This window comes from Streptomyces sp. NPDC093591 (genome assembly GCF_044764885.1).
Lineage (GTDB): Bacteria > Actinomycetota > Actinomycetes > Streptomycetales > Streptomycetaceae > Streptomyces.
In genome coordinates, this window is sequence record NZ_JBIWIY010000008.1 from 235,405 (window position 1) to 249,765 (window position 14,361).

The following is a 14,361-nucleotide window of genomic DNA, read 5'->3' on the forward strand; positions in this document are numbered from 1 at the left end:
CAGCCTATGCGATCGACATGCCCCCGTCAGCCCGCCCGCGCCGGAGCTTGCTCGAACACGGGTTTGCGTTCGCCCGCTACCATGCGCGCCCATGAATGACGACGTGCGCAACATCGTGCTGGGCGTGGTCGCGGCGGGCATCAGCGCCGGGCTGGGCTGGCTCGCCCGTACCTACCTGTGGAAGCGCAAGCTCCGCCGCAAGCAGGCATTCTTCGGGCTGCCCGACAACGCCGAGTCCTTGCTCGTGGTCAACCGCGGCGCCGGCGGACCCGAGCTGACGGTGATGCGCTACGACGTGTTCGCGCTCCTCGAACTCGCTGCTCTCATCAAGGACTGCAACGCCCACGCCCAGATCGTCCCGCACGACGCGGCACGCCAGGGCTTCGGCGAGCGCACCGAGTTCTGCGTCGGCGGTCCGGCGTCGAACCGCCGCATGATGGCGCACCTGGCCTCACTACTGCCAGGGGTACGGGTGAACGTCGACGCCGAACCCGGTCCGGACCGGGGCGCCCTGCGGGTCGGTTCCGAGCGATACCGGGTGGAGGCCGGCAAGGAGGAGTATGCGCTGCTCGCCCGGCTCACCGTCGACCAGAGCCACGGCACCCGCCCCGTCTTCCTCTTCTGCGGCCAGACCGCGATCACCAACCAGGCCGCCACCCGCTACCTCGCCCGCAACCACGAGCGGCTCACCCGCAAGCACGGCACCAAGCCCTTCGTCCTGCTGCTGAAGGTCGTCAACTCGCAGGCATACGGCCCGGACGTCGTCGAACTGGTCGCGGACGTGACCCGGGCCGCACAGGCCCCCCTGCCGGCCACGGAGACCGCTCCCGCACGGAACTCGCACCGCGCCTCCTGAATTCATTCACGTGACAACAATCGTTACTGCCACGTAACTTACCGACGGGTTACTTGCGGTAAGGGGCCCCGGTTACCGTTCGGTCACTTTGCACTGACACGAGTGAGGAGTGACCCGTGGGACACCATCGCGAGGCCCTGCGTACGACCGCTGTGGGCGCCGTCTCCGCGACCCTGATCGCCGGTAGCGCCCTCGGGCTCGCCCCGAGCGCGCAAGCCGCCACGAACAGCGTCCGCTTCGTCGACATCACCGGCGACGGCGGCACCACCCTCAAGGCGAACGTCGTCACGCCGGCCGGCGCCGACGGCAGCCGCCGCTACCCGCTGCTCGTGCTGCCCACGAGCTGGGGCCTGCCTCAGGTCGAGTACTTCGCACAGGCACAGAAGCTCGCGGACTCAGGCTACGTCGTGGTCAGTTACAACGTGCGCGGCTTCTGGCAGTCGGGCGGCGAGATAGAAGTGGCGGGCCCGCCCGACATAGCCGACGCGTCCAAAGTGATCGACTGGGCGCTCGCCAACACCCCGGCCGACGCGGGCCACATCGGCATGGCGGGCGTCTCGTACGGCGCCGGAATCAGCCTGCTGACCGCCGCGCACGACAAACGGGTCAGGGCGGTCGCCGCCCTCAGCGGCTGGGCCGACCTCATCGGCTCGATCTACTCCGGCCGCACCCAGCACGTCCAGGCCGCCGGACTGCTGGACGGCGCGAGCCTGGTCACCGGCCGCCAGAGCGCCGAACTCCGGCAGATCTTCAACGACTTCTACGCCTCCAACCTGTCCAAGGAACAGGACATGATCAATTGGGGGAAGAAACGTTCGGCCGCTACATACGTGGACCAACTGAACGACAACGGCGCCGCGGTCATGATGGCCAACGCCTGGGGCGACACGATCTTCCCGCCCAACCAGTACGCGGACTTCTACGAGAAGCTGACCGGCCCCAAGCGGCTGGAGTTCCGCCCCGGCGACCACGCCACTGCCGAGATGACCGGGCTGTTCGGCCTGCCCAACGACGTGTGGACGGACACCGAGCGCTGGTTCGACCGCTACCTCAAGGGCGAGGACAACGGCATCGACCGCGAGCTGCCCGTCCGGCTCAAGTCCCGCTCCACGGGCGGCTACGAGGGCTATCCGGACTGGAAGTCGGTCGGCGCGACGAACAAGAAGATCGCCCTCGCCGGCACGACCACGATCCACACGAACGTCAACTCGGGCGCGGACGGCGGGGTCGTCTTCCTGTCCAACATCCTCGACCAGGTGGCCCAGCTGCCCCCGGTGGCCTCGATCCCGCTGATCCCCCGGCTCTGGGCGGGCGTCTGGCAGTCCGAGAAGTACGCCACGGCCCAACGTGTGCGCGGCACCGCGAAGTTGCACACCACCGTCACACCGACCAAGGAGAGCGGCACCCTCGTCGCCTACCTGTACGACGTGGGCCCGCTCGGCCTCGGCAAGCTGGTCAGCAACGCGCCGTACACCTTCCACGGGCGTACGCCCGGAAAGCCGTTCACCGTCGACCTGGAGCTGTACTCCACGGCCTACGACGTCCCGGCAGGGCACCGACTCGCCCTGGTCGTCGACACGGTCGACCCGCTCTACATCGAGCACAACCCGTCCGGCGCGCGACTGACCTTCTCCTCACCGGCGAACGACCCGTCGTACGTGTCGATCCCCCTGCGCGAGCAGTGATCTCCGGCCGGCGCCGGGCGGGTATGGCTCTGTGACTGCTGCCCCCTGCTACCCCTGGTCCAGGGGCTGTGGGGGGATCCCCACCCGGCAGCAGCGTCCCTGGTCGCGGCCGGGGCCACCGCCACGACCTTGGGGACGGACGGAACATCGTAGTCGAGGTCGGACACGGCGAGGATTCGGGCGTGGAAATACGCCGTTCGTCTCGGCATGGGTGGTATGTCCCCGCTCAGTGATGGAGGATCTTCGAGAGGAAGTCCCGGGCGCGTTCGCTGCTGGGGTTGGTGAAGAACTCGTCGGGGCTGCGGTCCTCGACGATGCGGCCGTCGGCCATGAACACGACACGGTTGGCGGCCGAGCGGGCGAAGCCCATCTCATGGGTGACGACCATCATCGTCATGCCGTCGCGGGCGAGTTGGCGCATGACCTCGAGGACCTCGTTGATCATCTCCGGGTCGAGCGCGGAGGTGGGCTCGTCGAACAGCATCACCTTGGGCCCCATGGCGAGGGCCCGGGCGATGGCGACGCGCTGCTGCTGGCCGCCGGAGAGCTGCGCCGGATACTTGTCGGCCTGGTCGGCCACACCGACGCGGTCGAGGAGTTCACGGGAGCGCTTCTCGGCGTCCTCCTTCTTGCGCCCGCGGACCTTGACCTGGCCCAGCGAGACGTTCTGCAGGACCGTCTTGTGGGCGAAGAGGTTGAAGGACTGGAAGACCATGCCGACTTCGGCGCGCAACCGCGCGAGGGCCTTGCCCTCCTCGGGCAGCGGCTGCCCGTCCAGCAGGATCGTGCCGGACTCGATGGTCTCCAGCCGGTTGATGGCCCGGCACAGTGTCGACTTCCCCGAACCCGACGGGCCGATGACGACGACCACCTCGCCCTTGCCGACGGTGAGGTTGATGTCCTGCAGCACATGCAGGTCCCCGAAGTGCTTGTTGACGTCACGCAGCTCGATCAGCGGATCGACAGCCATGCCCAGCCCCAGTTCATGTCAGCTGTGTAGCGGTAGTCGCAAACTATCCACGCAAAAGCAGACTTGGCCAACGACACGCACCTTTCGGACAAAAGCCGTATTTATCTCAAATTTATGCCATCCCGGAGGTCAGAGCGTCACGCCTCGGCCACTTCCGCGTACAGCTGCGACAGCTCGGGCACCCCGCTCGCGGCCCACTCCTGCCCCGAGGCCACGACATCGAACTCGCGGCCGGAGGCGAGGCGGACGACCGGCTGACCGTCCGGCCGGATCTTCCACGCAGCCCCCGGCACGGTGCGCACGATGACGGTACCGAGATACAGGCCGGCGTCGTTGCCGAGCCAGGGCAGCACCTCCTCGTCGTCCCGCCAGCGCGGCACCAACTGGTCGACCGCCTCCAACGAGGCCGCGCTGTCGTCGAGTTGGACCCCGGCCCGGGACGCGTGGGAGCGCAGGAGTTCACACTCGGAAAGGAGTTCGGCGATGCCCTCGGGGTCGGGGGCCCCGCGCTTCTCGGGCCGGTCGCCCAGAAAAGGGATCTTCATACCCCCAGCGTGTCATTCGTACTGCCGAACGCACCACAGGCGCGCGGGCCACCGATTCCGGTCGAGTTCACGCCGAGTTCGGGCATGGCTCGTTGACGGGTCACGGGCGCCTCTCTAACTTCACGGTGCGTCCTGCGTCTCGTCTGAGCGTCTCACTGAACTTGTCATGTGCAGTCATACGCGGTCCTGAGCGGTCGCGAACGGGAGGAGTCGGAGTTGCGCCGACGTGTGTGGAGTTCCACGGTCGTCCTCGCTCTCTTCGCCGCCGTGGTGCCGGGTGTCTCCGCGCAGGCGGCCACCGAGCGCAGAGCCGGGCCGCTCCCGCTGGAGCGGCTCTTCGACAACACGGCCGTCAGCTACAACGACCGGCCCGCCGAGGCGAATTTCGACGGGCTGGGCGGCTCCCTGTCGGCGCAGGACCTCTCGGCCGCGGGCTGGACACCCGGTCGCACGCTCACCGTGCAGGGCGCCCGGCTGACCTGGCCGAACCGGCGGCCCGGCGATCCTGACAACGTGCGGGCCAACGGACAGCAGGTGCGGGTGCGCGGCCACGGTGACGCGCTCGCCTTTCTGGTGGCGGGCACGGAAGGGCGCGACGTCGGTGGCACGGGGACGGTGACGTACGCCGACGGCACCCGGACCGGTTACAGCCTGACCGCCTCCGACTGGCGCACCGGCCCGCTCGCCACCAAGGCGGTCGCCCTGCCGCACATCAACACGCCCGGCGGCCAACTCGCCGAGCGGGCACGGCTGTACGTCATGACCGTGCCGCTGGTCACGGGGCGCGAGGTCGCCTCAGTACGGCTGCCGTTCGCGCCCGGACTGCATGTGTTCGCGCTGGCGGTCCGGGCCGCGACCCCCGGCTGGACGGGGAGTTGGGCCACCGCGACCGGTGGCTATCCGACCGTGGGGCCGTGGACCGACCGGACGCTGCGGCTGGTGGTGCACACCTCGGTGGGCGGCCCGCGGGTGCGGCTGCGGTTCGACAACACCTTCGCCGCGGCGCCGGTGCGGATCGGGAGCGCCACGGTGGCGGTGCAGCAGGCGGGCGCGGCGGCACGGAGGACGCCGGTTCCGGTGTCCTTCCGGGGCAGGGCGGGCGTCGAGATCCCGGCGGGGGCGCAGGCGTACAGTGATCCGCTCGGCTTCGAGGTGCCGGCGGACACCAATTTGCTGGTGAGCTTCCATCTGCCCGGGAGCGTGCCGGCCGCGCCCGTGCACCGGCTCGCGCAGCAGCGGTCGTATGTGAGCGGGCCGGGCGACCATACGGGGGACGGCTCCGCGGCGTCGTACGGCACGGTCCTGACCAGTTGGCCGCTGCTGACGGGTGTCGACGTGGGCGGTGGGCCGGGGTCCGTGGTGCTGCTGGGGGACTCGATCACCGACGGCGACAAGTCCACGATGGACGCCAATCGGCGGTGGCCCAATGTGCTGGCCACACGGCTGCTGAAGCAGCATGTGGTCCCGCGCTATGGGGTGTTGAACCAGGGGATTTCCGGCAACCGTGTGGTCAGTGACCGCTATCCCGGTGACGGGGTGTCCACGGACACGGCCGGGGTGAGCGCCTTGTATCGGTTCGACCGGGATGTCCTGGCCCAGACGTCGGCGCGCACCGTGGTGGTGTTCGAGGGCGTCAACGACGTGCGGTGGGGCACGACCGCGGAACAGGTGATCGCCGGGCTGCGCGCGATCGCCGACCGGGGGCACGCGCGGGGGCTGCGGATGCTGGCGGCGACGATCCTGCCGTGCGAGGGGGAAGTGCGCTGCACGGCGGCGGCCGACGCGGAGCGGGTCAAGGTGAACGAATGGATCCGCCGCTCCGGGCCCGCTTTCGACGGCGTGCTCGACTTCGACGCCGTGGTACGGGACCCGGCGCGGCCGTCCCGGATGCTGCCCGCGTACGACAGCGGGGACCATCTGCACCCGGGGGACGCGGGGCTCGCCGCGCTGGCCGAGTCGGTGGATCTGCGGGGGCTGGTCCGGTGACGTCGTCCGGCGTCGCAGGGCAGTCCGGTGGCTCTGCCCCCGGACCCCCCTATCCGGCCTGAACGGCCTCGCCCTCAAACGCCGGACAGGCTGCTCCGGGCCGGCCTCGGTTACACGTCCAGGTCGACCACGACCGGCGCGTGGTCCGACGCGCCCTTGCCCTTGCGCTCCTCGCGGTCCACGTAGGAGTCGGTGACCGCCTTGGCGAACGGCTCGTTGCCGTACACCAGGTCGATGCGCATGCCGCGGTTCTTGGGGAAGCAGAGCTGGCGGTAGTCCCAGTACGTGTACGGCTGGTCGTACTTGAGGGGGCGGGGGACGACGTCGGACAGGCCGGACTCGCGCAGGGAGGCGAGGGCGGCGCGCTCGGCGGGGGTGACGTGGGTGAGGCCCTCGAAGGCGGCCACGTCGTAGACGTCGTCGTCCGTCGGCGCCACGTTGTAGTCGCCCAGTACCGCGAACGGGCGGCTGCCGCCCGCGTCGCCGGCGACGGCGGCCTTGAGGGCCTCGAACCACTGGAGCTTGTAGGCGTAGTGGGGGTGGTCCACCTCACGGCCGTTCGGCACGTACACCGACCAGACGCGGACCGGGCCGCAGGTCGCGGAGATGGCGCGGGGCTCCACGGCGCCGTCGAAGCCGGGGTCGCCCGGGAGGCCCTTGACGACCTCCTTGAGGCCTACGCGGGAGAGCACCGCCACGCCGTTCCACCGGCCGGTGGCGTGGACCGCCGCCTCGTAGCCGAGGTCGCGCAGCGGGTCGAACGGGAACTGCTCCTCGGCGACCTTGGCCTCCTGCAGGCACAGCACGTCGGTGCCGCTGCTCTCCAGCCAGGCCAGGAGCCTCGGCAGGCGGGCGGTGATCGAGTTCACGTTCCAGGTCGCGATGCGCATGCCTGACAACCTACCGGGCGGGACTGACAACCCGGCCCCGCCCGGGGTGGGCCCCCTCACACCTGCGCCGAATCCCCCGGCGTCAGACGCAGGTGCTCCGCGCCGCCCAGGCCGCCGATCTGGCGGTCGTAGATCGGGCGGGCCAGGTCGGTGAGCAGGGCGTCGTGGATGTCGTAGGCGCGCTGCGGCTTGACCTCGCGGACGTAGTCGATGACCTCAGAGATCTTGCTCCAGGGCGCCATGACGGGGAGCATCAGCGTCTCGACGGGGTGGTCCGGCACGGTGAGGGCGTCGCCGGGGTGGAACACCTTGCCGCCGTCGATGAGGTAGCCGACGTTCGTGATGCGCGGGATGTCGGGGTGGATGACGGCGTGCAGTTCGCCGTGGACCTGGACGTCGAAGCCGGCCGCGGTGAAGGTGTCGCCGTGGCCGACGGTGTGCACGCGGCCCGGGAACGCCGCCGAGATCTGCTCCGCCACCGACGCGAGCGTCCAGATCTCGGCGGCGGGGTTGGCCTCCATGGCCGCCCGCAGATGCGCCTCGTCGAAGTGGTCGGGGTGCTCGTGCGTGACGAGGATCGCATCCGCGCCGAGAGCGGCGTCCTCCTCGCTGAATCCTCCGGGGTCGAGAACGAGGGTGCGCCCGTCCTTCTCGAGGCGGACGCAGGCGTGCGACTTCTTCGTGAGCTTCATGGCACCATCCTGCCCCCGTGCCGACGCGCGATCTCCCTGAGAGTGGTCACTGCGCGGGCGGGGTCACTCCGTGGGAGTGGTCTCCTCCCTTATCACCTGCTGCGCCACCTTGAACGCGCTGTTCGCCGCCGGTACGCCGCAGTAGACGGCCGCCTGCAGCAGCACTTCCTTGATCTCGTCGGGAGTCAGTCCGTTGCGCAGGGCGGCACGGGTGTGGAAGGCGAGTTCGTCCAGGTGACCGCCCGCGACCAGGGCGGTGAGGGTGACACAGCTGCGCGAACGCCGGTCGAGACCGGGTCTGTCCCAGATCTCGCCCCACGCGTACCGGGTGATGAACTCCTGGAAGTCCCCCGAGAACTCGTCCGCCTGCGCCAGCGCCCGGTCGACGTGCGCGTCGCCGAGGACCTCGCGGCGGACCTTGATACCCGCGTCGTACGGATCGGGCCGTCCCGTCGTCTGCGGCGGTACGGCCACCGGGGCTATCTCGGCGATGGGCGCGGGCTGCGGCGGAGCGGCGGCCAGGACCGGCTTGACGGGGGCGGCCGGGATGGCGATCTGGCCGGTGGAGGAGTCGTAGGCGGGCTGCCAGGCGGTGGAGAAGTGCCGGACCAGCAGGTCGGTGACGGCCGCGGGCTGCTCGACCGGCACCAGGTGGGAGGCACCGGGGACCACGGCGAGACGGGCGTCCGGTATGCCGGCGACCAGGGTGCGGGCCTCGGCGGGGCCGGTGACCTGGTCGTCCGAGCCGACGAGGACGAGAGTGGGCACGGTGACGCCGCCGAGCTGGGGCCGCACGTCGAAGGAGGCGAGCGCCTCGCAGGCGGCGATGTAGCAGCCGGGGTCGGTGGTGCGCACCATCTGCACGGCCCACTCGGTGATCGCGGGCTGGGCGGCGGCGAAGCCGGAGGTGAACCAGCGGTCCGGCGAGGTGCGGGCGATGGGGTCGAGGCCGTTCGTGCGCACGATCACACCCCGCTGCCGGAACTCGTCCGCCGTGCCGAAGCGGGGCGAGGCGGCGATCAGGGCGAGCGAGGCGAGGCGCTCGGGGTGGCGCAGCGCGAGTTCGATGCCGAGAGCTCCGCCGAGCGCGCAGCCCGCGTAGCCGAAGCGCTGTACACCGAGGCCGTCGAGGGTGGCGAGCAGCCGGTCGGTGAGGTCGGCGACGGAGCCCGCCGGGTACGCGGGCGCGCCGCCGTGTCCCGGCAGGTCGAACCGGAAGACGCGCCACTGCTGGGTCAGCTCGGGGACCTGCCGGTCCCACATGTGCCACGTCGTACCGAGCGAGGGGCCGAGGATGAGGACCGGGGCGTCTTCCGGGCCGTCGAAGCGGTACTGGAGGGCAGGGGTCTTCGTCTCACTCACCGCTCCACGCTAACCGCCTTTCCTGAACGCCGGACCCCTGGCCCCCACGTCCTCACACCTGGCTCCCGCACATCAGCGAGGAACTCTCACACGGCCTTCACGTCACGCCGGTACGGCTCGGCGGGGACGGTGGCCCCGAACCGGTGCCGCGTGCGCCGCAGCTCCCACCGCGGGCGGCGGTCACCGACAGCGGCACGCGGCCCGAGAGATCCGCTCCAGCTCTGGCCGCCCGGTCCGTCGCCGGTCGGCCGCGGCAGTCGACCCTGTCAGCCCTCCGGCGAAGCGCCCAGGCCCGTCAGGGCACCGACGGGGTCGAGGTCCGGTGTCCCGCGCGGCCACCAGTCGTCGTGGCCCGGTTCCGATTCGTACGGGTACCACAGGCCGTCGCGGCCGAGGCGGAGCTGGACATGGCCGCGGGGATGCGTGAGGTGATTGCGCCAAGGGCGGAAGGCGGGCAGGTCGGCGGCGAGGAGGAGAGGGCGGGCACGGTCGAAGCGGCCGGCCGGCGGGTCCCAGGGCTCTTCGAGGACGGCGAGGCCTTCGAGGCCGCCCTGACGCCAGGCGGCGACCGCACGCGCCAGCTCTGCCGGGGTGCGCTCGGCCGCGGAGGCGAGCGAGGCGTACAGGGCGCGGGTGCCGGCGGTGAGGCCGGAACCGGGGCGGGCGGCGGCGAGTCTTACCGCGTCCTGCCACAGGGTCAGTTCGCCGACCGGGTCGCGGCCGGTGCTGAGCAGGGCGTGCGCGCGGGCGGCCGCGTCGGTCGCCAGCTGGTCCAGTGCGAAGGGATCCGGGCCGCCCGGTGCCGCCGGGTAGACGGGAGGCTGCTCCGGGTGCGGCGGCGTCGGCAACGGGGCTGGGAGCGGAGGCAGTTGGCGGTCCGCGGCCAGGGCATCGGTGGCGCGTACGCCCGGGAGGGGCGCCGGCTCCCGCTCCTGTGCGGCACGGGCCGCGCGGGCGGCGCTCAGACGGGAAAGGGCGTCGAGCAGCTCGCGCTCACCTCGGCCGCGCAGCAGGAGCAGTACGAAGGGGTCGGCGTCCAGCAGGCGTGCGGTCTGGTAGCAGAGGGCGGCGGCGTGTTTGCAGGGGTGCCCGCGGTCGGGGCAGCTGCAGTGGGGGTCGAGCTCGCCGGGGCCCGGCAGGAGGGGCACCCCGCACTCGGCGAGGGAGTGGGGCATCTCCTTGTCTAGCAACGCCGCGATGTGTCCCGGCCGGTCGGCCGCGGCGTCCAGGAACCGCGCCCAGTCGCCGTCACCGAGCGTCCGCAACCGCACCTGCACGCGGTACGGCCGCGGACGGCTGCCCCGCACATACGCCAGGACCAGCCCCGGCGTCACGGTGATGGCATCGACGTGCCCCTCCTGCGCGTAGCCGCGTCCGCGAGCAAGCCGCTTGGGATCGAGGGCGCCCTCTTCCAGGGCGGCCACCCACGCATCGCCCCACCAGGTCTCGGCGAAGCGGGCCTCGTCCGACGGTCGGGGCGCGAACGCCGGGAAGGTACGGCGGAGTTCACCGTCCCGGCCCGGGGCTGCCATGGAACGGGGGACCTGGGGTGTGGCGGGAACGGAGTGCGCCGAGGGTGCCGTGGGTGGCCCCTCCTGTCCTGAGTCGGAGTCGGTGGGTGCCGGGGAGGCGGAGGGCTGCGGGGCCGGAGTGGTGGACGAGTCGGGGGTGCGGGGCGCCGGGTTGCTTCGGTGCCGAGTGTCCGGATCGGGCGTCGCCGATTCGTCCGCATGTGGCTCGTCCGCACGTGACTCGTCCGCACGTGACTCGTCGGCATGCGGCTCGTCCGCACGTGACTCGTCCGCATGCGGCTCATCCAGGGGTGGCATCCGGAAGGCGTCGGCGAGGAACTCCCTTACCTCACGCGCACGGAGAGCGGCAGCCTCGCCGGCGGAACCCCTTCGCGCCCGGGGGTCGGCAGGAGCCGGACGTCGCGGCCGACGCGTGCGCTCCTTGTTCCCGCTCTCTTCTTCGTCCGCCTGGGCCTGCCGCCTCTCGCCGAGGGCTGCCCGCAACGCCTCACGGGCGGCATCGGCGGGACGCGCCCCCCGCCGATCCGATGCGGGGGCGGGAGCGGGGGCCTGCGGGACGGGCCCTCCTTCGGTGCCGGATCGGTCCGCTTCCGCGCCGGACGCGCCGGACGCGCCGGTCCCGGTGCCCGCACGGCGCAGTGCCGCCCGGGCCGCGTCACCCGGCCGAGCCCTGGGGTGCTCAGCCCGGTCCCGGCCTTCGGAGGAATCACCCACCGCCCCCTCGCGTCGCTCCCGCGCGGCCCGCAGCGCCCGACGTGCCGCGTCGGCCGGGCGGGCCTCGGACGGTCGGCTCGGCTGCTCCTGAACCGGTGCCGGGTCAGTGTCCCGCTCGGCGCCACTCGGAGCGGCTTCAGGGCCCGCCCCACCAGCAGCACTCGGAGTACCGTCACGCGACGCCGCACCAGCCGCGCTCCCCCGCTCCACCGGCCCCGTCATGACGTCCTCCGCAGTGACACGAGGTCGGACAGCTCACGGTCCGTCAGTTCCGTCAGGGCCGATTCGCCGGAGCCGAGGATCGCGTCGGCCAGGGCCCGCTTGGACTCGAGCATCTCCGCGATGCGGTCCTCGACCGTGCCCTCGGTGATGAGGCGGTGGACCTGGACGGGCTGGGTCTGGCCGATGCGGTAGGCGCGGTCGGTTGCCTGTTCCTCGACGGCCGGGTTCCACCAGCGGTCGAAGTGGACGACGTGGCCCGCGCGGGTGAGGTTCAGGCCGGTGCCCGCCGCCTTCAGGGACAGGACCAGGACCGGGGTCTCGCCGCTCTGGAAGCGGTCCACCATGCGTTCGCGTTCCGGGACCGGCGTGCCGCCGTGGAGCAGGTCCACCGGGACCGCCCGCGCGGCGAGGTGGGAGGCGATCAGCCGGGCCATCCCCACGTACTGCGTGAAGACCAACGCCGAGCCGTCCTCGGCCAGCAAGGTGTCCAGCAGTTCGTCCAGCAGCGTGAGCTTGCCGGAGCGGGTGGCCGGCCGCTCAGTCGCCGCTTCGGTCTCCTTCAGGTACAGCGCCGGGTGGTCGCAGATCTGCTTCAGGGACGTCAGGAGCTTGAGCACCATGCCCCGGCGCGCCATGCCCTCCGCCGTCTCGATCGCGTACATCGACTCGCGCACCACCGCCTCGTAGAGCGCGGCCTGTTCCCGGGTGAGCGGGACCGGGTGGTCCGTCTCCGTCTTGGGCGGCAGCTCCGGCACGATGCCCGGGTCGGACTTCTTGCGGCGCAGCAGGAAGGGGCGGACCAGTCGGGCCAGCCGGGCCACCGCCTTGTCGTCCTCGCCGTTCTCCACGGCGCGCGCGTGCCGGGCACGGAAGGACTTCAGGGGGCCGAGCAGGCCCGGTGTCGTCCAGTCGAGCAGGGCCCAGAGCTCGGAGAGGTTGTTCTCGACCGGTGTGCCGGTCAGCGCCACGCGTGCGGGCGTCGGGATCGTGCGCAGGGCCTTCGCCGTCGCCGAGTACGGGTTCTTGACGTGCTGTGCCTCGTCGGCGACGACCATGCCCCAGGGGTGCTGGGCCAGCGTCGGTGCCGTCGACCGCATCGTGCCGTATGTCGTGAGCACGAAGCCGCCGTCCATGTCCTCCAGGGTGCGGTCCGGCCCGTGGAAGCGGCGGACGGGGACGCCGGGCGCGAAACGGGTGATCTCCCGCTGCCAGTTGCCGAGCAGTGAGGCCGGGCAGACCACGAGGGTCGGGGCCGTCCGGGCGCGCTTCAGGTGCAGGGCGATGACCGTGATCGTCTTGCCGAGCCCCATGTCGTCGGCCAGGCAGCCGCCGAGGCCCAGGGAGGTCATGAGGTCCAGCCAGGCCAGGCCCCGGAGTTGGTAGTCGCGCAAGGTCGCCCGCAGTCCCGGCGGTGGTTCGGCCGGGTGGATCCCCGCCGTCAGGCGGTCGCGCAGGGCGGCCAGGGCGCCGGCCGGTACCGCCTCGACCGTCTCGCCGTCGACCTCCGCGCTGCCGGTGAGGGCGACGGACAGCGCGTCGACCGGGTCGAGCAGGCCCAGTTCGCGTTTGCGGGCCTTGCGGACGAGGGCCGGGTCGACCAGTACCCAACGGTCCCGCAGCCGGACGACCGGGCGGTGCGCCTCGGCGAGCGCGTCCATCTCGCCCTCGGCGAGCGGGTCGCCGCCGATCGCCAACTGCCAGCGGAACTGGAGCAGTTCCTCACTCTCGAAGAAGCCGGTGCCGTCGGTCGCCGAGCCCGGCGCCGGCCGAACGACCGCGGCGGCGCTCAGGTCCTGCGCCAGGTCCCGGGGCCAGTGCACCGCCACCCCGGCCGCCGCGAGCCGGGTCGCGGCCACGCCCAGCAGATCGCCCAACTCCTCGTCGGACAGGGCCAGCACATCGGGCACGTCCTGCTCGGACAGCCGGTCCAGCGGGGCCCACACCCGGGCCGCGCGCCGCACCGCAAGCGCCGCGTCCACCCGCGCGCGTGGGCCGAACGCCGCGTCCGCCTCGCCCGACCACAGGGCGGCCGCGTCGGCCACCAGGGTGGGGTCGGCGAGGCTGTGCACCTGGACGATCGCCGCGCCCGCGCTGCGTACGCCGTCGCCCCCGCCGTCGAAGAGGTCGTACGCCGACAGGTCGAGTCGGAGCGAGATCCGCACGCCCGCGTCCATGCCGGCGGCGACCTCGGCGGCCCAGTCGTGGGCGTCGGGCAGGCGCTGTGCGGCGCGCGAGGCGAAGGGCTTTCCCGAGGCGTGCGGTGCCGCGGGGGTGCGGGGCAGGGTGTCCGCGACGGCGTCCAGGAAGGTGCGCATCAGCGCCTCCGGCTCGGGCAGCCGCAGCGGGCCCGGGCCGGTGAGGGGCACCGCATGGCCCTCGTACGGCAGGGCCGCGGCGACCGCTCGCAGGTGCGCGATGTCGTCCGGGTCGAGGGGGCCGGCCCGCCAGGCGTCGTGGCCGGTGGGGGTCAGGCCGGGCAGCAGCCGGCCGCGGGCGGTGAGCCGGAGCGCGTGCAGCGCGGCCGCGCCCCAGCAGGCGGTGGCGGGGTGGGCGGCCGGGTCGCGCCGGGCGCGCACGAGCAGCGGCAGCGCGTCGGCGAGCGGCAGGGACAGCGCGGGGGTGGTCCGGCGGCGGATTCCGGCCCCATGACGCCGTACGACGGTGAGCTCCGTGTCCTCGGCGGGCAGCGGGCCGCCCTCCGGGTCCCAGAAGGCCATCCGCCCCTCGCGCGGGAGGGGCGCCGGCAGGAAGACAGCCGCGAGTCGGACGGGGACGGCCTCCCCCGCACGCTCGGCCACCGCGGCCATGTCGCTCATACGTCCTGTCACCTCCCGCCCATGAGTCGGATCAACCGCCTTCGACTCTACGGGCGGGGTCTGACAATCGGCCCCGGCACCCGGCGCGGGC

Annotated in this window: 10 protein-coding genes; 3 read left to right on the plus strand and 7 right to left on the minus strand. The window is 72.2% G+C overall.

From position 1 onward, the window contains the following. Nucleotides 1-91 precede the first annotated feature (91 nt). Both ACIREI_RS18995 and ACIREI_RS19000 read left to right on the plus strand, forming a co-directional pair. The gene (locus ACIREI_RS18995; protein WP_403334055.1) at nt 92-856 is read left to right on the plus strand and encodes a hypothetical protein; all 765 of its coding nucleotides are present in this window, start codon (nt 92-94) and stop codon (nt 854-856) included. Nucleotides 857-972: 116 nt separating this feature from the next. Beyond that, a complete protein-coding gene (locus ACIREI_RS19000; protein WP_403334056.1) occupies nt 973-2,541 on the plus strand; it encodes a CocE/NonD family hydrolase in 1,569 nt (522 codons plus the stop codon). A 226-nt stretch (nt 2,542-2,767) separates the two neighbouring features. Here the strand turns inward: ACIREI_RS19000 and ACIREI_RS19005 are convergent, their stop codons facing one another. Further along, on the minus strand, nt 2,768-3,511 hold the full coding sequence (locus ACIREI_RS19005) for an amino acid ABC transporter ATP-binding protein (RefSeq protein ID WP_403334058.1): 744 nt from the start codon (nt 3,509-3,511) through the stop codon (nt 2,768-2,770). A gap of 137 nt (nt 3,512-3,648) precedes the next feature. Then, complete coding sequence (locus ACIREI_RS19010; protein WP_301995635.1) at nt 3,649-4,056, minus strand: DUF6278 family protein; 408 nt, start codon at nt 4,054-4,056, stop codon at nt 3,649-3,651. 216 nt (nt 4,057-4,272) lie between these two features. Between ACIREI_RS19010 and ACIREI_RS19015 the strand changes: the two genes are divergently transcribed. Then, nucleotides 4,273-6,042, plus strand: a complete 1,770-nt coding sequence (locus tag ACIREI_RS19015; RefSeq protein WP_403334061.1) for an SGNH/GDSL hydrolase family protein — start codon at nt 4,273-4,275, stop codon at nt 6,040-6,042. A 110-nt stretch (nt 6,043-6,152) separates the two neighbouring features. On the opposite strand, the gene ACIREI_RS19020 is transcribed toward ACIREI_RS19015, so the two are convergent. The 5 genes from ACIREI_RS19020 to ACIREI_RS19040 form a co-directional block, all read right to left on the minus strand. Next, the gene (locus tag ACIREI_RS19020; RefSeq protein WP_403334063.1) at nt 6,153-6,932 is read right to left on the minus strand and encodes an exodeoxyribonuclease III; all 780 of its coding nucleotides are present in this window, start codon (nt 6,930-6,932) and stop codon (nt 6,153-6,155) included. Nucleotides 6,933-6,988: 56 nt separating this feature from the next. Then, a complete protein-coding gene (locus ACIREI_RS19025; RefSeq protein WP_403334065.1) occupies nt 6,989-7,624 on the minus strand; it encodes an MBL fold metallo-hydrolase in 636 nt (211 codons plus the stop codon). 63 nt (nt 7,625-7,687) lie between these two features. Then, nucleotides 7,688-8,986 carry a 4-carboxymuconolactone decarboxylase gene (gene pcaC / locus ACIREI_RS19030; protein WP_403334067.1) on the minus strand — a complete coding sequence of 433 codons (1,299 nt, stop codon included), beginning with the start codon at nt 8,984-8,986 and terminating at the stop codon, nt 7,688-7,690. A gap of 266 nt (nt 8,987-9,252) precedes the next feature. Further along, a complete protein-coding gene (locus tag ACIREI_RS19035; RefSeq protein ID WP_403334069.1) occupies nt 9,253-11,454 on the minus strand; it encodes an SWIM zinc finger family protein in 2,202 nt (733 codons plus the stop codon). Further along, a complete protein-coding gene (locus ACIREI_RS19040; RefSeq protein WP_403334071.1) occupies nt 11,451-14,270 on the minus strand; it encodes an SNF2-related protein in 2,820 nt (939 codons plus the stop codon). Before ACIREI_RS19040 ends, ACIREI_RS19035 begins: the two co-directional genes overlap by 4 nt. Nucleotides 14,271-14,361 lie beyond the last annotated feature (91 nt).

What these genes read in the sequence shown, in the direction of transcription:
- ACIREI_RS19005 (WP_403334058.1), bottom strand. Translation starts at nt 3,511, where the DNA reads ATGGCTGTCGATCCGCTGATCGAGCTGCGTGACGTCAACAAGCACTTC.
- ACIREI_RS19025 (WP_403334065.1), bottom strand. Translation starts at nt 7,624, where the DNA reads ATGAAGCTCACGAAGAAGTCGCACGCCTGCGTCCGCCTCGAGAAGGAC.
- ACIREI_RS19020 (WP_403334063.1), bottom strand. Translation starts at nt 6,932, where the DNA reads ATGCGCATCGCGACCTGGAACGTGAACTCGATCACCGCCCGCCTGCCG.
- ACIREI_RS18995 (WP_403334055.1), top strand. Translation starts at nt 92, where the DNA reads ATGAATGACGACGTGCGCAACATCGTGCTGGGCGTGGTCGCGGCGGGC.
- ACIREI_RS19035 (WP_403334069.1), bottom strand. Translation starts at nt 11,454, where the DNA reads ATGACGGGGCCGGTGGAGCGGGGGAGCGCGGCTGGTGCGGCGTCGCGT.
- ACIREI_RS19040 (WP_403334071.1), bottom strand. Translation starts at nt 14,270, where the DNA reads ATGAGCGACATGGCCGCGGTGGCCGAGCGTGCGGGGGAGGCCGTCCCC.
- ACIREI_RS19010 (WP_301995635.1), bottom strand. Translation starts at nt 4,056, where the DNA reads ATGAAGATCCCTTTTCTGGGCGACCGGCCCGAGAAGCGCGGGGCCCCC.